Here is a 25393-nt window from a genome sequence, read left to right as displayed (position 1 = left end):
CCATGGCTGGCTCAAAGAAAATCGAACAAGATGTTTTCGGAACATTGCCCGACGGCCGCAAGGTCGAGCGCATCGTGCTGCGCGGGGAGGGGGGCTTCGAGGCCCGCATCATCACCCACGGCGCGGTGATCCAGGCGCTGATCGCGCCCGACGCCAAAGGCGGCACTGACGACGTCGTGCTCGGCCATGACTCCTTTGCCGGCTATCTCGCCGAACGGAAGTTCTTGGGTGCTACTGTCGGCCGCTACGCCAACCGTATCGCCAAAGGGCAATTCTCGCTCGACGGCGAGAGCTTCCAGCTTCCCGTCAACAACGGGCCGAACGCGCTGCATGGCGGCCTCGACGGTTTTGATCGCAAGCTCTGGGACATTGCCGGCATCGAGGAGGGCGCCGAGCCCGCGGTGACGCTCACCTATTCCAGTCCGCACGGCGAGGAGAATTACCCAGGCAAGCTCGACGTGCGGCTGACCTATCGCGTCACCGGCCCGGCCGAGCTGTCGCTGATGATGGAGGCACGCACCGATCGTCCCACCATCGTCAACCTGACCAACCACAGCTTCTTCAATCTGGAAGGCGCGACGTCGGGGGTGTCGATCCTCGACCACAAGCTCACGGTTGCCGCCGAGCATTTCCTTGCCATCGATCCCACCGCCATTCCGCTGCCGGAGCCGCCGCGCGGGGTGGCGGGAACACCATTCGACTTCCGTGACGCCAAGGCGGTCGGCGCCCGCATCCGCGAGAGCCACGAGCAGTTGCGCAACGGCAGGGGCTACGACCACACCTATTGCCTCGGCCGCGACGGCAAGCTCGCGCTGGCGGCGCGGCTGGAAGCGCCGCGTTCGGGGCGCATCATGGAGCTCTTGACCAATCAGCCCGGGCTCCAGGTCTATTCCGGCAACTATCTCGACGGCACGATCTCGGGCAAGGGCGGCAAGCTGATCCGGCAATCGGACGCCATGTGCCTGGAGCCGCACATCTGGCCCGACGCGCCGAACCGGCCAGACTTTCCGAGCCCGCGCCTCGATCCCGGCCAAGTCTATCGGCATCACACCGTCTATCGCTTTGGAGTGAGAGCGCCATGATGGAACAGGTGCCGACCTCGGTTCTATCGACCGAGCAATGCCATCTCGGCGAAGGGCCGACCTATGACGTCACCACCGATACTGCCTGGTGGTTCGACATCCGCGAGGGCAAGCTGTTCGAGGCGCAGCTCGGCAGCGGCTCGGTCCGCAGCCACGCGCTCGGCCGGATGGCCAGCGCGCTCGGGCGTATCGATGCCGCGCGGCAGTTGATCGTCGCGGAGGATGGTCTTTACATCCGCACGCTTGCCGATGGCGCGATGACGCTGTTCCTTCCGCTCGAAGCGGACAATCCCACCACGCGCTCCAACGATTGCCGCGTGCATCAATCCGGCACGTTCTGGATCGGCACCATGGGCAAGAAGGCCGAGCCGAAAGCGGGCGCGATCTACGCGCTCCATCGCGGCAAGATCTCGACGCTGTTTCCCGGCATCAGCATTCCCAATTCGATCTGCTTCTCGCCCGACGGCGCCACCGGCTATTTCACCGACACGACGCGCGCGGTGCTCTATGCCGTGCCGCTCAACCCCGCTACCGGCCTGCCGCGCGACGAGCCGGAAGTGCTGCTGCGCCATAGCGGCATCGGCGGTCTCGACGGCTCGGTGTGCGATGCCGACGGAAACATCTGGAACGCGTGCTGGGGCGCGAGCCGCGTCGACGTCTACTCGCCGCAAGGCGAGCGCCTGCGCTCCCTAAGCGTGCCGGCCAAGCAGTCGAGCTGCCCGGCCTTTGTCGGCCCCGACCTGTCGCGCCTGCTCGTCACCTCGGCGTGGCAGGACATGGACGCCGCGGCACGCGCCGCCGATCCGCAGGCCGGCTGCACATTCCTGTTAGAGGCATCCGCGCGCGGTCGCGCGGAGCCCGACGTCAAGCTCGCATAGGAGACCTCAAGGCAACCGACCTCCGTTCTCGACGAAACCAAAGAAACAGTCTGACACCCAAAGGGAGTGAAACATGCTGAAACTGAAGACCACATTCCTCGCGCTGGCACTGGCCGGCGCTGCGACGATGGCGGCAGGCCCGGCCTCCGCGCAGGAGAAGGCGACCGTCGGCATCGCCATGCCGACGAAGTCGTCGGCGCGCTGGATCGACGACGGCAACAACATGGTCAAGGTGCTGAAGGAGCGCGGCTACAACACCGATCTGCAATACGCCGAGGATGACATTCCGAACCAGCTCTCGCAGGTCGAGAACATGGTGACCAAGGGCGCCAAGGCGCTGGTGATCGCCGCGATCGACGGCACCACGCTGTCGGACGTGCTCAAGCAGGCGAAAGCGAAAGGCATCACCGTGATCGCCTATGACCGCCTGATCCGCGGCACGCCGAACGTCGACTATTACGCCACCTTCGACAATTTCCAGGTCGGCGTGCTCCAGGCGGAGTCGATCGTGCAGGGCCTCGGCCTCAAGGACGGTAAGGGTCCGTTCAACATCGAGCTGTTCGGCGGCTCGCCCGACGACAACAACGCCTACTTCTTCTACAACGGCGCGATGAGCGTGCTGAAGCCCTACATCGACAGCGGCAAGCTCGTCGTCGTCTCCGGCCAGATGGGCATGGACAAGGTCGCGACGCTGCGCTGGGACGGCGCCACGGCCCAGGCCCGCATGGACAACCTGCTCAGCGCCTACTACGGCAACAAGAAGGTCAACGCCGTGCTGTCGCCCTATGACGGCCTGTCGATCGGCATCATCTCCTCGCTGAAGGGCGTCGGCTACGGCAGCGCCGGCCAGCCGATGCCGATCATCTCGGGTCAGGACGCCGAAGTGCCCTCGATCAAGGCCATGCTGCGCGGCGATCAGTACTCGACCATCTTCAAGGACACCCGCGATCTCGCCAAGGTGACCGCCGACATGGTCGACTCCGCGCTGGCCGGCAAGCAGGTGACGGTCAACGACACCAAGACCTACGAGAACGGCGTCAAGACCGTGCCGTCCTATCTCCTGAAGCCGGTCGTGGTCTACAAGGACAATTGGGAGAAGACCCTGGTCGACAGCGGCTACTACAAGAAGTCGCAGTTCCAGTAAGTTGTTACGTCCGTCATTCCGGGCGATGCGAAGCATCGGACCCGGAATCTCGAGGTTCCGGGTTCGCCCTTCGGGCGCCCCGGAACGACGGCGATTTAAGGACATTATGCCATGACCGCCATGCTGGAGATGCGCAACGTCAGCAAGAGCTTTTCGGGCGTGCAGGCGCTGCGCGACGTCAATTTCTCGGTTCAGGCCGGGCAGATCCACGCGCTCGTAGGCGAGAACGGCGCCGGAAAGTCGACGCTGATGAAGGTGCTCAGCGGCGTCTATCCGGCAGGCAGCTACGAGGGCACCATCGTCTTCGACGGCGAGGAGCGGCGCTTCCGCGACATCAACGATTCCGAGGCGCTCGGCATCATCATCATCCACCAGGAGCTGGCTCTGATCCCGCTGATGTCGATCGCGGAGAATATCTTCCTGTCGCATCCGCCGTCGAAGTTCGGCGTCATCGACCGCGACGAGGTCTACCGGCGTACCCGCGAGCTGCTGGCGCAGGTCGGTCTGAAGGAATCCCCGGATACGCTGATCACGGATCTTGGCGTCGGCAAGCAGCAGCTGGTCGAGATCGCCAAGGCGCTGTCCAAGCGCGTGCGGATGTTGATCCTGGACGAGCCGACCGCGAGCCTCAACGAGGCCGACAGCGCCGCGCTGCTCGAGCGGCTGATGGCGTTCCGCGAGCAGGGCATCGGCTCGATCCTGATCTCGCACAAGCTGAACGAGGTCGCCAAGGTCGCCGATCACATCACCGTGCTGCGCGACGGCCGCACCGTCGACAGCATCGATTGCCATGCCGAGCCGATCCAGGAAGACCGCATCATCCGCAGCATGGTGAACCGCGACATGGCGCACCGCTTTCCGGAGCGCAGCGTGAAGATCGGCGAGCCTGTGCTCGACGTCGCGAACTGGTCGGTCTATCACTCCATCCATCCCGAGCGGCAGGTGATCAAGAACGTCAATTTCGGTGTCCGGCGCGGCGAGGTCGTGGGCATTGCCGGGTTGATGGGGGCAGGCCGCACCGAATTCGCCATGAGCCTGTTCGGCCGCTCCTGGGGCACCAATATCAGCGGCAGCATTGCCCTCGAGGGGCGGGAGATCACGCTGCCGAGTGTGGCCGCGGCAATCGACGCCGGCCTTGCCTATGTCACCGAGGACCGCAAGCAGCTCGGCCTGATCCTCGCCGACGACGTCCGCAAGAACATCACGCTCGCCAGCCTCGACCAGGTCGCACCTAACAGGGTGATCGACGACATCGCCGAGCTGAAAGTCGCCAGCGACTACCGGAACCGGATGCGGATCCGCTGCTCCGACGTCTACCAGGAGACCGGGCAGCTCTCCGGCGGCAACCAGCAGAAGGTGGTGCTGTCGAAATGGCTGATGACGGACCCCAAGGTTTTGATCCTGGACGAGCCGACCCGGGGCATCGACGTCGGTGCCAAATACGAGATTTACTGTATCATCAACGAGCTGGCCGAGGCCGGCCGGGGCGTCGTGGTGATCTCCTCGGAGATGCCCGAGCTGCTCGGCATCTGCGACCGCATCTGCGTCATGAACGAGGGCGCCTTCGTTGGCGAGTTCAGGGGCGCGGAGGCGACACAGGAAAAGATCATGCGCGCCATCATGCGCAACGAACGTAGCAACGGCGTGCCTGAGGCCGCGGAGATGGGAGGAACGCAGCCATGACCGACAAGACGGTTTCGCTGCCCGAAGAGCGCCGGCACGGCAACTTCATCAAGAACAATTTGCGCAACTACGGCATGCTGATGTCGCTGGTCGCGATCATGCTGTTCTTCCAGGTCATGACCGGCGGCACGCTGCTGCAGCCGCTCAACCTCACCAATCTGGTGCTGCAGAACAGCTACATCGTCATCATGGCGCTGGGCATGCTGCTGGTGATCGTCACCGGCCATATCGACCTTTCGGTCGGCTCGGTCGCGGGCTTCGTCGGCGCGGTCGCCGCGCTGCTCATGGTGACCTACAAGGTCGACTACACGCTCGCGTTCATCATCTGCCTCGCCGTCGGCGCCGCCATCGGCGCGGCGCAGGGCTATTGGGTCGCCTATTTCAAGATCCCGTCCTTCATCGTGACGCTGGCGGGCATGCTGGTGTTCAAGGGCCTTGCGCTCGCAGTGCTGCAGGGCCAGTCGCTTGGGCCGTTCCCGCCGACGTTCCAAAAGCTGTCGTCGGGCTTCATTCCGGAGCTGCTGCCCGAGGCCGGCACGCTGCATCCGACCTCGATGCTGATCGGCGCCGTGCTCGCGCTCGGCCTCGTCTATGCCAGCGCCAAGGGGCGGTCGCGCGAGCAGTCGCACGGCATCGAGGTCGAGCCGTATGCGTTCTTCCTCGGCAAGAGCATTCTGCTGGCCTGCGCCGTGCTCTATTTCACCTATCTGATCGCCTCGCATCGCGGCCTGCCGAATGTGCTGGTGATCATGACGGCGCTGATCGCGCTCTACGGCTTCGTCACCCGCCGCACTGTGATCGGCCGGCAGATCTATGCGGTCGGCGGCAACGCCAAGGCGGCGAGCCTGTCGGGCATCAAGACCGAGCGGCTGACCTTCCTCACCTTCGTCAACATGGGCGTGCTCGCCGCGCTCGCCGGCCTCGTCTTCGCCGCACGGCTGAACACGGCGACGCCCAAGGCCGGCCTCGGCTTCGAGCTCGACGTGATTGCGGCCTGCTTCATCGGCGGCGCCTCGGCCTATGGCGGCGTCGGGCGCGTCGGCGGCGCCGTGGTCGGCGCCATGATCATGGGCGTCATGAACAACGGCATGTCCATCCTCGGCATCGGCATCGACTATCAGCAGGTCATCAAGGGCCTAGTGCTGCTGGGTGCCGTGTGCATCGACGTGTATAACCAGCGGCGGTAGTCGCATAGGGTGGGCAAAGGCGCAACGCGCCGCGCCCACCATGTCGCGGCATCCTCGCATAGGCTGGCGGGCACGCGGACAAGTCCGCTTTGGCCACACTTGAGGCCGCTACAGTTTTCCTCAATTGCGATCACGGCATCGCGACCGAGGCAAATGCCACGCCTTGACCATGATTTGGGGTACAATTGGGAGGCTGAACAGAGCACGGGCAGGGCAGTGCCAGTGGCGGCTCGAATCCAAGACATGACAGACGATGAGTACGAGGCGCGGCTTCGCATTCTCGTGCGCATCGTGTCCGTCTCCACCCTGGGTCTCTGCTCCTTTGCGGCGGGGTTGCTGATCGGCGCCTTTGTTCTGTTTTAGACGGGGCGATCCCGCCAACAGGCGGCGTTTCCTCGGCTTCAAGATCGCAATGAAGGCGGCGCGGCGTTCGCAAGCCGACGGATGGCGGCACCGCGCGATAGCTGTGAGACGCAGGAGCGACTGAGGTTCACAACGAAGGGCATTGCTTGTCCCGTTGATCTAGATCAACGGTCGGTCCGACCCCCGCGAATTTCATGCGATTGGCGCAAGGGACAATGGGGAACTTGAGTGACGAGTGCAGTGCGGTCATCGCCGGCTTCGGAGGTGACGCTGGTCTCGACATTGCCGGCGTTGCAATTGATCTACGATACCGCCCCGATCGGGCTCGCCTGTCTGTCGCTGGACTGCCGATACCTGCTCATCAACCAGCGCCTGACCGAAATTTGCGGCATATCCGTCGAGGGGCATCTTGGGCACACGGTCAGGGACTGCGTGCCTGCGTTGGCCGACTCCGTCGAGCAGATCGTGCGCTCGATCGTCGCGACGGGTGATCCCGTGATCGGCATCGAAGTGGCGGGACAGCGGGCCGATCAGCTCGAGGAGCGCTCCTGGGTCACCTATTGGCATCCGCTGCGCATGCCGGGCGGCGAAATCGTCGCGGTCAATGTGGCGGCGGAAGAGGTCACCGAACGCAAGCGTGCCGAGCGGGAGGTCCGCAGCGCGAAGGATGCCGCCGAGACCGCGCTTCGACATTTGCGCGATATCCAGGACGTTCTGATTGAGGCTGAAAAGCTGGCCGCACTCGGGCGCATGGTTGCCGGTGTCGCGCACGAGATCAACACGCCGCTCGGCAGCAGCCTGACGGTTGCCTCGACGCTGCAACGCAAGGCCGAGCAGTTCGCGGCGGAGGTCGCGCGGGGCAATCTCAAGCGATCGACATTGACTGAATTTCTGGAATTGGTCAGCGACGCGTCGGCGCAGCTGGTCGACAATCTCGGTCGCGCTGCCGAGCGCGTCCAATCCTTCAAGCAGGTTGCGGCCGATCAGACCGAGTCATACCGGCGTAGCTTCGATGCGGGCGAGCTGACTGGTCAGGTTCTCTCGCAGTTCGAACGTCAGCTGCGAACGCACGAGATCACGCTCAGTTTCAGCTGCGACCCTGACCTGGTCATGGACAGCTATCCCGGTCCGTTCGGCCAGGTGCTCAGCAATCTTGCCGTCAACGCGATGACGCATGCGTTCTCCGGTGGCAAGACCGGGACTATCAACGTCTCGCTCCGTGCCATCGATCATGAGTCGGTGGAATTGCTGTTTTCCGACGACGGCTGCGGCATGGCACCCAACGTGGAGCGGCAGGCCTTCGACCCATTCTTCACCACGCGCCGGCATGACGGCGCAAGCGGTCTCGGCTTGCATATCGTCCATAGCATCGTTGTCGATCGGTTGGGCGGACAGCTCCGGCTCGCGAGCGAAGCCGGCGCGGGCACGAGGTTTCAGCTCGTCCTGCCAAGGACGGCGCCCGATCGGCGATCCCGCAACAGCTGAACGCGGCCCCACCTCAGTGCGCTGCTACTGCGTCGTGAACAGGACCGTCGCGATCGCGATCGAGAGGCTTACCGCCGACACGGTCGCGACCGTCGACAATACGCCCATGCGCCGGAGCGCGATCGCAAAGGCAATGATGATGGGTGTCGCGGTCATCAGCCCGATCTGTGCGTCGCTCATGTCATTGCCCGCTGCTCCGTGGGAACCTTGGCCCTGTCCGTAGCGCGCTCGGGCGGGCCGGACGTTGCGTCGGCGCAAAGATGTCCGCCGTCGGTCCCCCAGTTTGTCCTGCGACAAATTCCGAACTGGACGGGTCAGCTAAGTCTGGCCGGTGTCCTGATCCGGAAAGACGATGTCGGCAGCCGATTGCGAACAACAGGGAACCGGCTGGGGAATCCTGGAAGATCTCCCCGGCGATCCCATGATCTGGGTGCTGATCTTCAGCGAACTTGTCGCCTTCGGCTTGTTCCTCGGCGCGTTCGTGGTCGCCCGCGCCATCCATCCCGCGATGTTCGCGGCGGGGCAGGCCACCCTCAATTCGACCCTCGCGGGCCTCAACACGCTCGTGCTGGTGACCAGCGGCTGGGCTGCGGCGCGGGCCACCAAAGCCGCGCGGGCGCGTGAACCGCGAACGACGCGCCGCTGGCTCCTCATCGCCATGGCGCTCGGCGGCTTCTTCATCGCGATCAAGCTCGCGGAATATGCCGAAGAGATCGGGCGCGGCGTCGGGCTTGAAACCAGCCCGTTCTTCACCCTGTACTTCCTGCTGACCGGCTTCCACCTGCTGCATGTCGGCTTCGGCATCGTCATTCTCGCCGTGGTCTGCCGCCGCGCTGAGGTATCCGGCGTCGAGACGGGGGCTGCCTTCTGGCACATGGTCGATCTGGTCTGGATCGCGATGTTTCCGATTCTCTATCTGGTGCACTGACGATGCCGGATCGCCTCGACCTCACCTGGATGGCGTTGATCGGCCTTGCGCTCGCGACCATCCTGCTTCCGCCGCTGATGCCGCGGCCGTGGCTCGGCAACGCCGTGCTGCTGGCGCTCGCCGTGATCAAGGGCCGCCGGGTAGCGCTCGATTTCATGGATCTGCGCGCCGTGCCCGCGCTCTGGCGCGGCCTCGTCAGCGCCTGGATCGTCATCCTGCTGCTGTTTGCCTGGCTCGCATCGGCCGTCGCCGCCCTGATCTGATGTGCTCATTGCGCCCTGACAAAGAACCCGACGGGCGAAGCGGCAATAAATCGCAGCATCGCATTCTCTAGACAACCAACCGGAAAGGATTGGCAATGGCTGAACGCCTGACCAAGTCGGCCGCGCGAAACGTCTTCTACGGCGGCTCGGCCTTTTTCTTCGCCATCTTCATAGGGCTGACGGCGCACAGCCATTACTACATGGCCACGAGCTCGACCGACGCGACCACGCTGACGTCGTCGGTCGCCCGCGGCAAGCATGTCTGGGAGAAGAACTCCTGCATCAACTGCCACACGCTGCTCGGCGAGGGCGCCTATTTCGCGCCCGAAGTCGGCAACGTCTGGGATCGCTGGGGCGGCAAGGAGGATCCGGCCGGTGCGCGCGAGACGCTGAAGGCCTGGATGCAGGCGCAGCCCTCGGGCGCGCCGGGCCGGCGGCAGATGCCGCAGTTCAACCTCACCGACCAGGAGCTCAACGATCTCGCCGATTTCCTGCAATGGACCTCGACGATCAAGCGCCAGAGCTGGCCGCCGAACCAGGCCGGCTGAGCAAGCTGCTTTCCTCTTTCAAGCCAGAGAGACCCCGAGATGAAATACCAAACCCAGAAAGTCGCGATGCTGTATTTTTACGGCGCGCTGACCTTGTTCCTGGCCCAGGTCCTGTTCGGCCTGCTCGCCGGAACCATCTACGTCCTACCCAACACGCTGTCGGTGCTGCTGCCGTTCAACATCGTCAGGATGATCCACACCAACGCGCTGATCGTGTGGTCGCTGATCGGCTTCATGGGCGCGACCTACTATTTGCTGCCCGAGGAGACCGAGACCGAGCTGTACAGCCCGCTGCTCGCGAAGATCCAGTTCTGGATGTTCTTCGGCGCCGCCGGCATAGCCGTGGTCGGCTATCTCTTCCACTATCACGAGGGCCGCGAATTCCTCGAGCAGCCCTTCATCATCAAGGTCGGCATCGTCGTCGTCTGCCTGATGTTCCTGTTCAACGTCACCATGACGGCGCTGAAGGGCCGGAAGACCACGGTCACCAACATCCTGCTGTTCGGCCTGTGGGGCGTTGCGATCTTCTTCCTGTTCGCCTTCTACAACCCGGCGAATCTCGCGGTCGACAAGATGTACTGGTGGTACGTCGTCCATCTCTGGGTCGAGGGCGTCTGGGAGCTGATCATGGCCTCCGTGCTCGCCTATCTCATGATCAAGCTCAACGGCATTGATCGCGAGGTCGTGGAGAAGTGGCTCTACGTCATCATCGGCCTTGCGCTGTTCTCCGGCATCCTCGGCACCGGCCACCACTTCTACTGGATCGGCGCCCCCGGCTACTGGCAGTGGATCGGCTCGCTGTTCTCCACGCTCGAGGTCGCACCCTTCTTCACCATGGTGATCTTCACGGTGCAGATGACCTGGAAGGCCGGCCGCAAGCATCCGAACCGCGCCGCACTGCTGTGGTCGGTCGGCTGCTCGGTGATGGCGTTCCTCGGCGCCGGCGTCTGGGGCTTCCTGCACACGCTGTCGTCGGTGAACTACTACACTCACGGCACCCAGGTCACCGCCGCGCACGGCCATCTCGCCTTCTTCGGCGCCTATGTGATGCTGAACCTGTCGGTGATGGCCTATGCGATCCCGCAGCTCAAGGGACGCGCGCCGTACAATCAATGGCTCAGCATGGCCAGCTTCTGGATCATGTGCACGGCCATGATGACGATGACCTTCGCGCTGACCTTCGCCGGCGTGATCCAGGTCCACCTCCAGCGTATCCTCGGCCAGAGCTACATGGACGTGCAGGACCAGCTCGCCTTCTTCTACTGGATCAGGCTCGGTTCCGGCGTGTTCGTCGCGATCTCCGCACTGATGTTCGTCTGGGCCGTGCTGGTGCCCGGCCGCGAGAAGCAGGCGACCATTCCCGCCGCGCTGCAGCCGGCTGAATAGGAAAGAGGGGCGGCCGCGACCGTCGCGGCCGCCTCGCCCAAGTCAATTCGGAGAGAGATCATGAAAGCTGCCCTTCACGCCGTCACGGCACCGGCGCCCGCACTGCCGCCCTATGTCGCGAGCGGCAACGAATGCGCGCTGTTCGAGCACGCCTGGCGGCATCAGCTCCCCGTGCTGCTGAAGGGGCCGACCGGCTGCGGCAAGACGCGCTTCGTCGCGCATATGGCGGCGCGGCTCGGCCTGCCGCTCCACACCGTCGCCTGCCATGACGATCTCACCGCCGCCGATCTCACCGGCCGTTATCTGCTCCGCGGCGGCGACACCGTGTGGACCGACGGCCCGCTGACGCGCGCGGTGCGCGAAGGCGGCATCTGCTATCTCGACGAGGTCGTGGAAGCGCGCAAGGACGTCACCGTGGTTCTGCATCCGCTTACCGACGATCGCCGCATCCTGCCGCTGGAGCGCACCGGGGAGGAGCTCGCGGCGCCCGAGAGTTTCATGCTCGTGGTCTCCTACAATCCCGGCTACCAGACGCTGCTCAAGGCGCTCAAGCCCTCGACGCGGCAGCGCTTCGTTGCCATCGAGTTCGGCTTCTTGCCCCCCGAGCAGGAGATCGCCGTCGTGTCCGCCGAAAGCGGACTGCCGGCCGAGCGCGTGCGGCCGCTGGTCGGGCTGGCCGGCCGGCTGCGCGCGCTCAAGGGCCATGATCTGGAGGAGGGCGTCTCGACCCGGCTCGTCGTCTATTGTGCGACCCTGATCGCCGCCGGCATGCCGACCGCCGATGCCGTGCTCGCCGGCATGATCGAGCCGTTGACCGATGATGCCGACGTCAAGGCCGCGCTGCTCGACGTCGCGCGCGCCGTGATCGGGTGAGGCGGCTCCCATGCTCGATTTCCTCGAACTGGAGGAGACGGTCGGACGCGCCTGGCACAGGATGGTCGGCGGCACCGCGAGCTATCCCGCTCACGACGATCATGCGGTGACGCTAGCGGAGGTGAAGGGCCGGCTTGCGGTGATGTTCCGCGCGCTCGGCGGCGAGAGCGGCGTGCAAATCGCGAGCGCCGGCGCCCGCAGATCCGGACACCGGCTCGGCTGGCGGCAACGCATCGGCCTCGGCGACGAGCGCCTCGAGCAGCCGGGCCGCGATGCCGCAACCATCTTCCTGCCCGATCGCATCGCGCTGTTTCCCGACCGCGCGCTCAATGCATCGCTCTATCGCTGGCTCGCGGCGTGGTTTGCGGTTGCGCCGGTCGAGGCGATCAGCGAGGCCGATCCGCTCCGGCGCGATCTGCTCGTGCTGCGCCGCGCCGCCGAAACAGCCGTCTTCGTGCTCACGCAGTTTCCCGGCCTCGTCTCGGACTACGCAAAGCTTGCCGCGGCGACAGCCGAGGCCAGGCCACGGCGGCCGTTGCCGCGGATCGAGCAGGAGGTCGAGCAGATCGCTCTCGCCTTGCTCGGCGCCGGACCTGCACCCGCAGGAAAGCTGTGGCCGGCCATGATGGGCACGGGACCGCTGCCGGACAAGGCGCCGCCCGGCTATCGTCCGATCCTGCCGTGCCCGCTGTGGGGCGAATGCTGGGCGCGCGAGCTGTCGCCCGCGCATGCCAGCGAGGATGAATGCGCTGCTGGCGCGGAGCCTGCGAGCGCGGACAATCGCAAGCGCTTCGCCGTCCGCGAACGCGAGGACGGCGCCAATCGCCGCGATCCCTTCGTGCTGAACCGTTTCGAGAAGATCCTGGCGATGGCCGAAATGGTCAATGTCGATCGCCCCGCCGACGACAGCGACGAGGAGGACGCGCAGAAAGCCGCCGACGATCTCGAGGAGATCACGCTCAGCCGACGCAGCGGCAAGCCCGCGAGCCGGTTCAAGTTCGATCTCGACCTGCCGCCGGAGGCGCTCGATGCCTCGCGGCTGGATGCGGACCTGACCTATCCCGAATGGGACTATCGCAGCAGCGCCTATCTGCCGGATCATTGCCGCGTGCTCGCATCGCCGGCTTCGGAGCAAGGTGAAAGCTGGATGCCCGACGAGACGATGCGCCGGCACATCCGCCAGGTGCGCCGCCGCTTCGAGGTGTTGCGGCCGCGCCATGAATTGCTGCGCGCCCAGGCCGACGGGCATGATCTCGACCTCGATGCGCTGGTGCGCGCGCGGTGCGATCTCCGCGCCGGCGGCAACGGCGCAGGACTTGATCGCGTCCACATGGCGATGCGCCCGCAGGGGCATGATCTCGCCGTCACGCTGCTCGTCGACGTCTCGCTCTCGACGGACGCCTGGGTCGATGGCTGTCGCGTGCTCGACGTCGAGAAGGAAGCGCTGCTCGTGCTCGCGCATGGGCTGTCGGCCTGCGGCGACCACCACAGCATCCTGACCTTCACCTCGCGCCGACGCTCCTGGGTGCGGATCGAAACCGTCAAGGCGTTCGGCGAGCCGATGAGCGGCGTGGTCGAGCGCCGCATCGGCGCGCTCAAGCCCGGCTATTACACACGGATCGGCGCGGCGGTCCGCCACGCCTCGGCCGGGCTTGCGCGACAGCCGCAGCGCAAGAAGCTGCTGCTCGTCCTGACCGACGGCAAGCCGAACGACGTCGATCATTACGAGGGGCGCTTCGCGGTCGAAGACACCAGGAAAGCCGTGCAGGAAGCGCGCCGGAGCGGTATCGCGGTCTTCGGCGTGACGGTGGACGCGGCGGCGCAATCCTATTTCCCGACGCTGTTCGGGCGCAGCGGCTACGCGATCGTCAGCAACATCAAGCGGTTGCCCGCGGCACTGCCGGCGATCTACCGGCAAGTGGCGCATTGAGGGGCCGGGACAGCCGCAACTGATGCGTCAGTACTTCTGGCCCTGAAGAGCTGCGAAGGCTTGCCTCATGAAACATTGATGTAGCGCAAGGCGCGCGGAAGGCGAGGGCGCATCGTTTCCCTCGGGCATTAAACTGTGGAGCCAATCCATGAGCCAGATGAGCGTGAGAAAAGCTGCAATAGCAACCGCGACCTTCGCATGCGCGACACTGCTGTCCGTCGGCTGGTCCGAACAAGGCGGCGTGTCGCTCTCGACCGAAAGCGCGCAGGCACGCGTCGGTCGCCCGCTCACTCCCGTCAGCGTTGCGGGTGTTGCGCGCCGGCAAAATCGCCGGGCCGCGTATGGGTACGGTGCGGGCGCCGTCGGTGCCGGTCTCGCCGGTGCTGCGGTTGTCGGCACGGCGGCAGCTGTCGCCGCCACTTCACCCGGATGGGGCTATTATGGGAACAGGCCTTACGTCGGTAGCGGCGCGTTGGCCGCCAACGCCTATTATGGCGGCCCCGTCGAAACCGGCCCGTTCTACGCGCAACGGGCCTATTACGGCCGTGGCCCCGGGTACGGCTACAACGGTTGGAGTGACTACAAGGCGCGAAACGGGATCGTCTGTGATCCCGGCACTATGATCAAAGGTGACGACGGCCTGATGCACGTCTGTCATTAGAGCAGTTCTTTCGACAAGCAGGGGCGGCTCCAGAGTTCGCCCCTGCTTGTAGCGCAAGACGGCGTCTGGCCGTTCCGTTGGTTAAAGCTCACCGTCAACATGGGACGTGCCGAGATTGGGCAAGGGGACCATCAAGCTACCAATCTGGCTGCGCATCGTGGTCATCGTGGGCCTGGCGACCCTCGCCACTGCTGCAGGCCTCATCGCGTATCGCTGGTACGTCCGGCCGGTGACGCTATCGATTGCGGTCGGCTCGTTCGACGGCGACGCTCCAAAAATCGTATCGGCGCTGGCGAGCAGGCTAGTCGTCAACAACGCGCCGGTGCGGCTCAAAGTGGTGGAGACCAGCGGCCTGATCGAATCCGCGGCGACGTTCTCTTCGGGCAAGGCGGATCTTGCGGTCGTCCGCGGCGATGTCGGCGATCTCTCGCAGGCGCAGGCGATTGTGGTCCTGGCCCAGGCCGTGGCGGTGCTCGTTGCGCCGCCGGGCTCGGCCATCACGGACATGGGCGGCCTGAAGCGTACGACGGTCGGGGTGGTCGCCGGCGACACCAATCAGAAGCTCGTCGACGTGTTGAGACGAACATATGACCTTGATCGCGCCAACGTCGCGTTCAAGAGCGTTGCGCTCGATCAGGTCCGCCGGGCGCTCGAAACCAAGGAGATACGCGCCGTCCTGTTCGTGATGCCCTTGAGCGACAAATACCTATCGCTGGTGCGAGGGCTGTTCCCTCAGAACGCGAAGACCGCCCCGGTCCTGATTCCGATCGAGAGCGCCGGGGCCATTGCGGAAAAGGAACGTGCCTACGAGAGCTTCGACATCCCCAAGGGCACGTTGCGCGGATCGCCTCCCGTCCCCGAGGATGACGTGACCACGCTCCAGTCGGCTTTCTATCTGGTCGGCAAGAAGAGTCTCGATAACGATATGATCGCGGGCTTCACGCAAGCCCTCACGACCGCCCGCAGGGACCTTCTGGCCGAGCTGCCGATCCTGGCGCAGTTCAAGGCACCCGACACCGACGCGGGCGCCTATCTTCCGGTTCATGCGGGCGCGGCGGAGTTCTACAACGGCAGTCAGGTCTCGTTCCTGGACAAGTGGAGCAACGCCATCTTCCTGGCACCGATGGCGCTTGGCGCGCTCGTCACGGTGGTCGCGGCAGCCTGGCGGTTTCTCCGATCCGGCGAACTGAAGCCGACGAGACCGGCGCTCGACACGCTCTATGCGTTGGGGCAACGGATAAGACACGCCGGCAGCGTCTCGGAATTGCTGGAGATCGAAGATCAGATCGACAGCGTATTGCGCGCGCAGCGCGCCGCGGCAGGTGACGATGAACAAGCCCTGGATGCTGCCACCCTGAATGTTGCCGCTCATCGCCTCGAAAATCTGATTCATGATCGCAGGGCGGCGCTCGCCGCCGCAGGTTCGGAGACGCCGCAAAAGGCAAAATCGTGATGCCTGGTTCGGGGAGAGCCCGCGGCGACAAGGTCCGGAGTGAGCTATTGCCCATGGCGTGGGTATATGATCGAATATCCGGATGGACCAGGGCCGGCCGAAACCCGATCTGATCATCTTCGACTGCGACGGCGTGCTGGTCGACAGCGAACTGTTGAGCTGCCGCTGCCTGTCCGAGGTGCTGGCCGAATTCGGCTTCGTGCTCAGCGTAGAGCAGGCGCTCGAGCTGTTTCTCGGACGCAGCACCAGGGCGATCGAGCAGCATTATCGCGATCTGGGTCGCGTCGTGCCGGATGACTTCCTGCCGCGATTGAAGTCGCGCGTCTTGGAGACCTTTGCCGCCTCGCTCGAGCCGATCCCCGGGGCGGGGGCCGTGATCTCAGGATTGACCGTGCCGTCCTGCGTCGCCTCGTCCAGCGACATCGACCGGGTGTCGCTCTCGCTCGACGTCACCGGCCTTAGGGCCCATTTCGGCGACCGCATCTACACCGCGCAGATGGTCAGCCACGGCAAGCCGGCGCCCGATCTGTTCCTCTACGCGGCGGACAAGATGGGCGCAGATCCCGCGCGCACGCTGGTGATCGAGGACAGCGTCAGCGGCGTGCAGGCGGGCAAGACGGCCGGCATGACCGTCTGGGGATTTGTCGGCGGCGGCCATTATCGCACCCGCGACGGCCGCGCTATATTGTCCGCAGCCGGAGCCGATCGGGTCTTCGCGCGCATGAGCGATTTCTGGGAGGCGTAGGCCCGCATGGCCGCCGAGAACGACAAGTCGAGACTCGACGACGCCGCGCGTGCCGGCTGGCTCTATTTCATTGCCGGCCACACCCAGGACGAGATCGCCAAGATGCTCCAGGTCTCGCGCGCCTCGGCGCAGCGGCTCGTCTCGCTGTGCCTCGCCGAGCGGCTCATCACCTTCCGGCTCGAACATCCCATCGCCGCCTGCATGGAGCTGGCGGCGCGCCTGAAGGAGCGGTTCGACCTCGTCCATTGCGAGGTGGTGCCGGCCGATCCTGCTGCGCCGCAGGCGACGGCAGGCATTGCCGAGCGCTGCGCCAACCTGCTCGATTCCACGCTGCGCTCGGAGACGCCCGTCATCGTGGCGCTTGGCACGGGCAGGGCGGTGCGCGCCGCGGTGGAGCGCGTCACGCCGATCGACCGCCCCAACCACCAGATCGTCTCGCTGGTCGGCAACATCTCCGCCGACGGCTCGGCGAGCTTCTACGACACCGTCGGCCGGCTCGCCGATCGCACCGGTGCGCGGCACTATCCGATGCCGCTGCCGTTCCTGATGTCGTCGGAAGACGAGCGCAACAAGATGGTGCGCATCGAGCCGATCGCCAAGGTCAAGGCTGTCGCGGCCAAGGCCGATCTGCGCCTCGTCGGCATCGGCCAGATGGACCAGAAGGCGCAGGTCCATATCGACGGCTTCGTCACCCGCGACGAATTGTTCGAGATGATGCGGCAGGGTGCGATCGGCGAGATCACCGGCTGGGCCTATGACGCGAAGGGCCGCCTGCTCAAGGCCGGCACCAACAAGCGCCTCACCAGCATCCCGCCGGAAGTGCCGGCGAAGACCACCACGATCGGCGCCGCCGTCGGTGCTGCCAAGGTGCCGGCGATTGCGGCGGCGTTGAGCGGCGGGCTGATCAACGGGCTGATCACGGACGAGGCCACCGCAAGGGCGATTCTGGAGCGGTAGGGCGTTGGGGCCGATGTCGTCATGGCCGGGCTTGTCCCGGCCATCCACGTTCTTGGTACCGCTCGTGAAACTCTCGTGGATGCCCGGGACAAGCCCGGGCATGACGACCTCATGTGTCCAATCAGCCCACCTTCCCGCACCGCAGCACTCATAAGTTGCGCAAACGCCAGCGCGCCTGCTTGACAATGGTCATCCCTCCGTTGAACATACGCCCAACGCGTGGGCATATGCTCAAAAGCGCGAGTCCAAGGGAGGTCACCGTGAAACATGTCCTCGGCGCCGTCTGCGGCGCGTCTGTTCTGCTGGCCGTCCCCGCGATGGCCGAAACCACCCTGACGATCGCCACCGTCAACAACGGCGACATGATCCGCATGCAGGGGCTCACGAGCGAATTCACCAAGAAGAACCCCGATATCACCGTGAAATGGGTGACGCTGGAGGAGAACGTGCTGCGTCAGCGCGTCACCACCGACATCGCCACCAAGGGCGGCCAGTTCGACGTGCTCACCATCGGCACCTACGAGGTTCCGATTTGGGCCAAGAAGGGCTGGCTGGTGCCGCTCGCCAATCTCGGCGCCGACTACGACGTCGCCGACCTCTTGCCGAAGATCAGGGACGCGGTCTCGACCGACGGCAAGCTCTATGCCGCGCCGTTCTACGGCGAGAGCTCGATGGTGATGTATCGCACCGATCTGTTCGAGAAGGCCGGCCTGAAGATGCCGGAAAAACCGACCTGGGATTTCGTCATCGATGCCGCGAAGAAGCTCACCGACAAGAATTCCGGCACCTACGGCATCTGCCTGCGCGGCAAGGCCGGGTGGGGCGAGAACATGGCCTTCCTCTCGGCAATGGCCAATTCCTACGGCGCGCGCTGGTTCGACGAGAAGTGGGAGCCGCAGTTCAACACGCCGGAATGGAAGACGACGCTCACCACCTATGTGAACCTGATGAAGGAAGCCGGCCCTCCGGGCGCGAGCTCGAACGGTTTCAACGAGAATCTGGCGCTGTTCAACGCCGGGAAATGCGCGATGTGGATCGACGCCACGGTCGCGGCGTCCTTCGTCACCAACCCGAAGGATTCCAAGGTCGCCGACAAGGTCGGCTTTGCGCTCGCGCCCAACACCGGGCTCGGCAAGAACGCCAACTGGCTGTGGGCCTGGAATCTCGCGATCCCCGCCGGCTCCAAGAAGACCGAAGCCGCCGAGAAGTTCATCGCCTGGGCGACGAGCAAGGACTACACCAAGCTGGTGGCATCGAAGGACGGGTGGGCCAACGTGCCGCCGGGCACGCGGACATCGCTCTATCAGAACGATGAGTATCTCAAGGTCGCGCCGTTCGCCAAGCTGACGCTGGCCTCGATCGATGCTGCCGATCCGAACAAGCCGACCGTGAAGCCCGTGCCCTATGTCGGCGTACAATACGCCGCCATTCCCGAATTCCAGGGCATCGGCACGCAGGTCGGCCAGCAATTCTCGGCCGCACTTGCGGGATCGACCTCCGTCGACGCGGCGCTCGCCGCCGCGCAAACCGCGACCGAGCGCGAGATGAAGCGCGCCGGCTACATCAAGTGAACCCGAGCTCTCCCTGAGCTCAAACTTGCGGCCATCCATCCTTGCTGGATGGCCGCCCTTTCTTCCTCCGAGCGGAGAGCCAAGGATGGCAACCCGGCAGACGCAGCTTCTTGCGCGGTCGCTCCTGACCCCGGCCGTCGGGCTGCTCTTCATCTGGATGATCGTTCCGCTGGCGCTGACGATCTATTTCTCGACGCTGCATTACAGCCTGCTCGATCCCGGCTCCGAAGAATTCGTCGGCCTGGAGAACTTTCGCTACTTCCTCACCGATCCGGCCTTCCTCGCCTCGCTCCAGAACACGCTGGTGCTGGTCGGCTCCGTGCTGGCGCTGACCATCCTGCTCGGCATTCCCCTGGCACTGCTGCTCGATCAGCCCGTAATCGGGCGCAATTTCGTGCGGCTCATGGTGATCGCGCCATTCTTCGTGATGCCGACGGTGAGCGCGCTGGTCTGGAAGAACCTGTTGATGCATCCGGTCTCCGGCCTGTTCGCGTGGCTCGCGAAACTGGTCGGGCTGACGCCGGTCGACTGGTTCAACGACGTGCCCCTGTTCTCGGTGATCCTGATCGTCGCCTGGCAATGGCTGCCGTTCGCGACGCTGATCCTCTTGACCGCGCTGCAATCGCTCGACGAGGAGCAGAAGGAGGCCGCCGAAATGGACGGCGCCAGCGCCGTCTCGACCTTCATCTACATCACGCTGCCGCATCTGGCGCGGCCCATCACCGTGGTGATCCTGATCGAGACCATCTTCCTGCTGACCGTGTTCGCGGAAATCTTCGTCACCACCGGTGGCGGACCGGGCCTGCAGACCACCAACATCGCCTTCCTGATCTATTCGCAGGCGCTGATCCAGTTCGACGTCGGCAGCGCCTCGGCCGGCGGCCTCGTCGCGGTGGTGATCGCCAACATCGTCGCCTTCTTCCTCGTCCGCATCGTCGGCCGCAATTTGGAGGCCTGACATGGCACGCATGGCGACGAGGCAGCGCGTGGTCATCTCGACGATCGGGGCCTGGCTGTTCGGCTTCCTGATCTTCTTCCCGATCCTGTGGATGGTGCTGGCGAGCTTCAAGACCGAGCTCGAGGCCTTCGCCATCCCGCCGTCCTTCCTGTTCTTCCACTGGACCCTCGAGAACTATGTCACCGTGCAGGAGCGCAGCGACTATTTCCACCATGCGATGAACTCCGTCATCATCGCCGGCGGCTCGACGCTCATCGCGCTGTTGATTGCGATTCCCGCGGCCTGGTCGATGGCGTTCTCGCCGACCAAGCGCACCAAGGACATCCTGCTCTGGATGCTCTCGACCAAGATGATGCCGCCGGTCGGCGTGCTGGTGCCGATCTACCTGATCTACAAGACCGTCGGCCTGCTCGATTCCCGCATCGGTCTCGTCTTCATCCTCTGCCTCGGCAATCTGCCGATCGTGATCTGGATGCTCTTTACGTACTTCAAGGAGATCCCGCGCGACATCCTGGAGGCCGCGCGCATGGACGGCGCCACCATCGGCCGCGAGCTGGTCTATGTGTTGACGCCGATGGCGATCCCGGGCCTCGCGTCCACGCTGCTGCTCAATTTGATCCTGGCCTGGAACGAAGCGTTCTGGACGCTCAACCTGTCGACGTCCAACGCCGCGCCGCTCACCACGTTCATCGCCTCCTATTCCAGTCCGGAAGGGCTGTTCTGGGCCAAACTGTCGGCGGCCTCGACGCTGGCGATCGCGCCCATTCTCGTCCTCGGTTGGTTCAGCCAGAAGCAGCTCGTGCGCGGGCTCACCTTTGGCGCGGTGAAGTAAGGGGGCTGCCATGGGTCAGATCACACTTCAGGACGTGCAGAAATCCTTCGGCCCGGTGCACATCATCAAGGGCGCCGACCTCGACATCGCCGACGGCTCCTTCGTGGTGTTCGTCGGCCCCTCCGGTTGCGGCAAGACCACGCTGCTGCGGCTGATCGCCGGGCTCGAGGACGTCAGCGGCGGCAAGATCCTGATCGACGGCAAGAACGTCGTCGACACGCCGCCAGCCAAGCGCGGGCTGTCGATGGTGTTCCAGTCCTACGCGCTCTATCCGCATATGAGCGTGCGCGGCAATATCGGCTTCGGGCTGAAGATGGCCGGGCTGCCGAAGGACGAGATCAACCGCAAGGTCGAGACGGCAGCCGCTACGCTGAACCTCACTCCCTATCTCGACCGCAAGCCACGCGAGCTCTCCGGCGGCCAGCGCCAGCGCGTCGCGATCGGCCGCGCCATCGTCCGCGAACCCAAGGCGTTCCTGTTCGACGAGCCGCTCTCCAACCTCGACGCCGCGCTGCGCGTGCAGATGCGGATCGAGGTGACGCGGCTGCAGAAGCAGCTCGGCACCACCGCGATCTACGTCACCCACGACCAGGTCGAGGCCATGACCATGGCCGACAAGATCGTCGTGCTCAACGGCGGCAAGATCGAGCAATACGGCTCGCCGCTGGAGCTCTACGAGCGGCCCGCAAATCTCTTTGTCGCCGGCTTCATCGGCTCGCCCAAGATGAATTTCGTGACCGGCGAGTCGGCCTTGCAGCGCGGTGCGGCCACGATCGGCGTGCGGCCGGAGCACCTCAAGATCGAGCGCGAGGGCGCCGGCGGCTGGCAGGGCACGATCGCGGTCGCCGAGCATCTCGGCAGCGACACCTTCCTCTATGTCGATGCGGGTCCCCTCGGCATGCTGACGGCGCGCTACATCGGCGAATTGAGCCTGCATGCCGGCGACCGCGTGTCGCTGGTGCCGGACCCCCAGCGCATTCACCGCTTCGACGACGGCGGTAACGCCCTTCGAGGCTAACAAGAAACGGCAAGACACGGATAGACACCATGTACCTGGAAAAATTCAGATTGAACGGCAAGACCGCGTTCATCACCGGCGGCGGGCAGGGCATCGGCCTTGGCTGCGCCGAGGCGCTGGCCGAAGCCGGCGCCAAGGTCATCATCGGCGACCGCGACAGCAAGGTCGCCGACAGCGCGAAGGCCGAGTTGAACGCCAAGGGCTACGACGTCGAGACCGCGATCATGGACGTCACCGACACCAAACGCGTGGCCGAGGTCGCAAGCGACCTCGTCGCCCGTCACGGCAAAGTCGACATCCTCGTCAACAATGCCGGCATCGCGCGCAGCGAGACCCCGGCCGAGACCGTCACCGACGAGCACTGGCTCAACGTCATCGACGTCAATCTCAACGGCACGTTCTGGTGCTGCCGCGAGTTCGGCAAGCACATGCTGAAGGCCAGGAGCGGCGCGATCGTCAATGTCGGCTCGATGTCCGGCTTCATCGTCAACAAGCCGCAGGAGCAATGCTTCTACAATGCTTCCAAGGCCGCCGTGCACCATCTGACCAAGTCGCTGGCAGCCGAATGGGGCGCGCGCGGGATCCGCGTCAATGCGGTGGCGCCGACCTATATCGAGACGCCGCTCAACGCCTTCGTGAAGAGCAATCCGAAGATGTACGACGCCTGGATCGGTGGAACCCCGATGGCGCGGATGGGGCAGGTCGAGGAGATCGCCTCGGTCGTTCTGTTCCTCTCCTCGGAAGCCGCGAGCCTGATGACCGGCAGCATCGTGCTGGTGGATGGCGGCTACACTTGCTGGTAGGCTTGTCGCCAAAACTGGCGGAAAGCGACCGGGAGTGACCATGCCGCGAGCGTATATCGGCGTCGACGTGGGGACCACGAGCACGCGGGCAGGGGTGTTTGACGAGGCCGGGACGCTGCTCGCGACCGCGCGGCATCCGATCCGGATCTGGCACGAGCCCGGCGACATCGTCGAGCAGTCCTCGCAGGACATCTGGGAAGCCTGCGCCAGATCGGTGCGCGCGGCGATGGCGGAGGCTGCGATTGCGCCGGGCAGCATCGGCGGCATCGGTTTCGACGCCACCTGTTCCCTCGTGGTGCTTGATCCGCAAGGCGAGCCGCTCACCGCCAGCGCCTCCGGCGACGCCCAGCGCAACGTCATCGTCTGGATGGATCATCGCGCCACGGCCGAAGCGCGGTTGATCAACGAGACCGAGGATGCCGTGCTGCGCTATGTCGGCGGCTCGATCTCGCCGGAGATGGAGATGCCGAAGCTGTTGTGGCTGAAGCGGCATCTGCGCGCGAGCTTTGACGCCGCAGGTCACTTCTTCGATCTCGCCGACTATCTGACCTGGCGGGCGACCGGTTCGCTGCAACGCTCGACCTGCACCGTCACCTGCAAGTGGAACTATCTCGCCCATGATGGCGGCGGATGGAGCGCGCCGTTCTTCAAGCGCATCGGTCTGTCCGACTTCGTGAGCGAGAAATATGCCCGCATCGGCACCGATATCGTCGCGCCCGGCACGCGGCTTGGCGCGGGCCTCACCGCCAACGCCGCAGCCGAGCTCGGCCTGACGCCGGGCACCCCGGTCGGCGCCTCCCTGATCGACGCGCATGCCGGCGGCATCGGTGCGATCGGCGGGCGCGACGGGGCGGGCGGCGCGAGCGACGTCAGCGACCGTCTCGCCTACATCATGGGAACGTCGGCCTGCATCATGGCGACGACGAAGGAGCCGTGCTTCGTGCCGGGCGTGTGGGGGCCCTATTATTCGGGCATGGTCCCGGAGTTCTGGCTCAACGAAGGCGGGCAGTCCGCCGCGGGCGCCGCGATCGATCATCTGCTCAAGTCGCATCCCGGCCACACGGATGCGAGCGCGGCGGCGCGAAGCGAAGGCGTCGACCTCATCGAGTTCCTCGAACGCCGCATCATCGCGCGCGCCGGCGATGCCAGCCGCGCCGCGCTGCTCGCGCGTGACGTCCACGTGCTGCCCGAATTCATCGGCAACCGCTCGCCCTATGCCGATCCCGACACCCGCGCTGTGATCGCCGGCCTCGATCTCGACACCGACATTGCCTCGATGGAGCGGCTGTTCGTCGCCGGCCTCTGCGGTCTCGCCTATGGCCTTGCCGAGGTGATCGAGGCCTTTGCCGCGCATGGCGTGCACGCCAGCCTCATGATCATGGGCGGCGGCGCCAGCCGCAGCCCGCTGGTGCGGCAGATCATGGCCGACACCACCGGTCTCACCGTCGCGCTGCCGCAGACGAAGGAGCCTGTGCTGCTCGGCGCGGCCATGCTCGGGGCGGTGGCCGGTGGCGCTTATGCGTCGATCGGCGAGACCATGGCAAAGATGTCGGCGCTGGGCCGCAAGAGCGAGCCGACCGCGCCCGAGATGGCCGCGTTTCACAAGCGCAAGCGGGACGTCTACAAGCTGCTGCGCGAGGTCGATCGCGGCAGCCGTGCCGCGATGCGCGATATCGCCAGAGGTTGAGAAGAATGCTGTTATCCTGCGGCGATGCGCTGATCGATTTCGTGCCGACGAAAAGCGCGGAAGGGCGCGAGGCGGTGATGCCCGCGGTCGGCGGCTCCTGCCTGAACGTCGCGATCGGCATGGCGCGGCTGGGGGCGCCGACCGGTTTTGTGGGCGGCATCTCGACCGACCTGTTCGGACGGATGATCGCAGACCACGCAAGCGCCTCGCATGTCGCGCTCGACCTCGCCACCCGCAGCGAGCACCAGACCACGCTGGCCTTCGTCCGCATCGTCGCCGGCGAATCGCACTATGCCTTCTACGATGCCGAGACCGCGACGCGGAGCTGGACCTACCGGCGCGGGACGATTCCCTTCGCCGACGTCGAGGTCGTCCATGTCGGTTCGACCACGCTGGTCAACGACCAGGGCGCGGCCGAGACCAGGGCCCTGATCGCGGACGCGCGCGCATTGTCCACGATCTCCTTCGATCCAAACTGCCGCCCCAATCTGGTGAAGGACAAGCCGGCCTACCTCGCGCGCATGGCCGAGTTCGCGAAACAGGCCGATCTCATCAAGATGTCCGACGTCGACTTCGCCTATCTCTATGGCGAGGAGCCTTATCAGCGGCGTGCGAGCGGATTGCTGGGGCAGGGCACAAGCCTCGTCGTCATCACCCGCGGCAACAACGGCGCGATCGCCTGGCACGCGGCCGCAGGACAGATCGAGGTTGCCGCGCCGCAGGTGGTGGTCGCCGACACCATCGGCGCCGGCGACAGCTTTCAGGCCGCGCTGCTGTTCGCCCTGCACAAGCAGGGATGCCTTGTGCGCGAAGGACTCAAGCAGATCAGCGCTGACGAGCTTCGCCGCGCGCTGTCCTTTGCCGCCAATTGCGCCGGCCTGACCTGCACCCGTCCGGGCGCCGATCCGCCGTGGAGCCACGAGGTTAAGTGGAGCCTGTAGGCCGCACTTCCCTTCTC

Annotated in this window: 24 protein-coding genes; 23 read left to right on the top strand and 1 reads right to left on the bottom strand. The window is 65.2% G+C overall.

Annotated elements, in window-relative coordinates:
- Positions 1–2: 2 nt before the first annotated feature.
- The 6 genes from JQ617_RS26195 (at position 3) to JQ617_RS26170 (ending at position 7822) form a co-directional block, all read left to right on the top strand.
- A complete protein-coding gene (locus JQ617_RS26195; RefSeq protein WP_212028835.1) occupies positions 3–1082 on the top strand; it encodes an aldose epimerase family protein in 1080 nt (359 codons plus the stop codon).
- Positions 1082–1960 (top strand): SMP-30/gluconolactonase/LRE family protein, encoded by an 879-nt coding sequence (locus JQ617_RS26190; RefSeq protein ID WP_212029061.1) that lies wholly within the window; start codon positions 1082–1084, stop codon positions 1958–1960. Before JQ617_RS26195 ends, JQ617_RS26190 begins: the two co-directional genes overlap by 1 nt.
- Positions 1961–2033: 73 nt before the next feature.
- Entirely contained in the window at positions 2034–3104 is a 1071-nt protein-coding gene (chvE, locus tag JQ617_RS26185) for a multiple monosaccharide ABC transporter substrate-binding protein (RefSeq protein WP_212028834.1), read from the top strand.
- Between the two features lie 111 nt (positions 3105–3215).
- A complete protein-coding gene (gene mmsA / locus JQ617_RS26180; protein WP_212028833.1) occupies positions 3216–4787 on the top strand; it encodes a multiple monosaccharide ABC transporter ATP-binding protein in 1572 nt (523 codons plus the stop codon).
- Positions 4784–5974 (top strand): multiple monosaccharide ABC transporter permease, encoded by a 1191-nt coding sequence (mmsB, locus tag JQ617_RS26175; protein WP_145663020.1) that lies wholly within the window; start codon positions 4784–4786, stop codon positions 5972–5974. The genes mmsA and mmsB overlap by 4 nt, the downstream gene beginning before the upstream one ends.
- Before the next feature lie 627 nt (positions 5975–6601).
- Positions 6602–7822, top strand: coding sequence for a sensor histidine kinase (locus JQ617_RS26170; RefSeq protein ID WP_349630652.1), 1221 nt, complete (start codon positions 6602–6604; stop codon positions 7820–7822).
- Between the two features lie 24 nt (positions 7823–7846).
- Here the strand turns inward: JQ617_RS26170 and JQ617_RS26165 are convergent, their stop codons facing one another.
- Positions 7847–8002, bottom strand: a complete 156-nt coding sequence (locus JQ617_RS26165) for a hypothetical protein (RefSeq protein WP_167358335.1) — start codon at positions 8000–8002, stop codon at positions 7847–7849.
- A gap of 172 nt (positions 8003–8174) precedes the next feature.
- Between JQ617_RS26165 and JQ617_RS26160 the strand changes: the two genes are divergently transcribed.
- The 17 genes from JQ617_RS26160 (at position 8175) to JQ617_RS26080 (ending at position 25376) form a co-directional block, all read left to right on the top strand.
- Positions 8175–8750, top strand: a complete 576-nt coding sequence (locus JQ617_RS26160; RefSeq protein WP_212028832.1) for a cytochrome c oxidase subunit 3 family protein — start codon at positions 8175–8177, stop codon at positions 8748–8750.
- 2 nt (positions 8751–8752) lie between these two features.
- On the top strand, positions 8753–9013 hold the full coding sequence (locus JQ617_RS26155; RefSeq protein ID WP_212028831.1) for a cytochrome C oxidase subunit IV family protein: 261 nt from the start codon (positions 8753–8755) through the stop codon (positions 9011–9013).
- A 95-nt stretch (positions 9014–9108) separates the two neighbouring features.
- Positions 9109–9561 (top strand): c-type cytochrome, encoded by a 453-nt coding sequence (locus tag JQ617_RS26150; RefSeq protein ID WP_063694371.1) that lies wholly within the window; start codon positions 9109–9111, stop codon positions 9559–9561.
- Positions 9562–9600: 39 nt separating this feature from the next.
- Positions 9601–10947, top strand: coding sequence for a cbb3-type cytochrome c oxidase subunit I (locus tag JQ617_RS26145; RefSeq protein WP_212028830.1), 1347 nt, complete (start codon positions 9601–9603; stop codon positions 10945–10947).
- Positions 10948–11007: 60 nt separating this feature from the next.
- Positions 11008–11820 carry a CbbQ/NirQ/NorQ/GpvN family protein gene (locus JQ617_RS26140; RefSeq protein ID WP_212028829.1) on the top strand — a complete coding sequence of 271 codons (813 nt, stop codon included), beginning with the start codon at positions 11008–11010 and terminating at the stop codon, positions 11818–11820.
- 10 nt (positions 11821–11830) lie between these two features.
- Positions 11831–13750, top strand: coding sequence for a nitric oxide reductase activation protein NorD (locus JQ617_RS26135; protein ID WP_212028828.1), 1920 nt, complete (start codon positions 11831–11833; stop codon positions 13748–13750).
- A 148-nt stretch (positions 13751–13898) separates the two neighbouring features.
- Complete coding sequence (locus tag JQ617_RS40045; protein ID WP_249157569.1) at positions 13899–14411, top strand: hypothetical protein; 513 nt, start codon at positions 13899–13901, stop codon at positions 14409–14411.
- Positions 14412–14526: 115 nt separating this feature from the next.
- The gene (locus JQ617_RS26125; protein ID WP_249157567.1) at positions 14527–15864 is read left to right on the top strand and encodes a TAXI family TRAP transporter solute-binding subunit; all 1338 of its coding nucleotides are present in this window, start codon (positions 14527–14529) and stop codon (positions 15862–15864) included.
- An 82-nt stretch (positions 15865–15946) separates the two neighbouring features.
- Positions 15947–16609: an HAD family hydrolase gene (locus JQ617_RS26120; RefSeq protein WP_212028827.1), complete on the top strand. Its 663-nt coding sequence runs from the start codon at positions 15947–15949 to the stop codon at positions 16607–16609.
- A 6-nt stretch (positions 16610–16615) separates the two neighbouring features.
- On the top strand, positions 16616–17566 hold the full coding sequence (locus JQ617_RS26115; protein ID WP_212028826.1) for a sugar-binding transcriptional regulator: 951 nt from the start codon (positions 16616–16618) through the stop codon (positions 17564–17566).
- 260 nt (positions 17567–17826) lie between these two features.
- A complete protein-coding gene (locus JQ617_RS26110; protein ID WP_212028825.1) occupies positions 17827–19137 on the top strand; it encodes an ABC transporter substrate-binding protein in 1311 nt (436 codons plus the stop codon).
- An 85-nt stretch (positions 19138–19222) separates the two neighbouring features.
- A complete protein-coding gene (locus tag JQ617_RS26105) occupies positions 19223–20095 on the top strand; it encodes a carbohydrate ABC transporter permease (protein ID WP_063694364.1) in 873 nt (290 codons plus the stop codon).
- Position 20096: 1 nt separating this feature from the next.
- Entirely contained in the window at positions 20097–20927 is an 831-nt protein-coding gene (locus JQ617_RS26100) for a carbohydrate ABC transporter permease (RefSeq protein WP_063694363.1), read from the top strand.
- 10 nt (positions 20928–20937) lie between these two features.
- Positions 20938–21945 carry an ABC transporter ATP-binding protein gene (locus JQ617_RS26095; protein WP_212028824.1) on the top strand — a complete coding sequence of 336 codons (1008 nt, stop codon included), beginning with the start codon at positions 20938–20940 and terminating at the stop codon, positions 21943–21945.
- Positions 21946–21974: 29 nt separating this feature from the next.
- Positions 21975–22748, top strand: coding sequence for an SDR family NAD(P)-dependent oxidoreductase (locus JQ617_RS26090; protein ID WP_212028823.1), 774 nt, complete (start codon positions 21975–21977; stop codon positions 22746–22748).
- Between the two features lie 40 nt (positions 22749–22788).
- The gene (locus tag JQ617_RS26085; RefSeq protein ID WP_212028822.1) at positions 22789–24435 is read left to right on the top strand and encodes an FGGY-family carbohydrate kinase; all 1647 of its coding nucleotides are present in this window, start codon (positions 22789–22791) and stop codon (positions 24433–24435) included.
- A 5-nt stretch (positions 24436–24440) separates the two neighbouring features.
- Positions 24441–25376, top strand: coding sequence for a carbohydrate kinase family protein (locus tag JQ617_RS26080; RefSeq protein ID WP_212028821.1), 936 nt, complete (start codon positions 24441–24443; stop codon positions 25374–25376).
- The last annotated feature ends 17 nt before the right edge of the window (positions 25377–25393 follow it).

It is taken from the genome of Bradyrhizobium sp. KB893862 SZCCT0404, from assembly GCF_018130885.1.
Lineage (GTDB): Bacteria > Pseudomonadota > Alphaproteobacteria > Rhizobiales > Xanthobacteraceae > Bradyrhizobium > Bradyrhizobium stylosanthis.
Note: the sequence above shows the minus strand (reverse complement) of the source record. Positions and strands in the feature narration are given on the sequence as shown.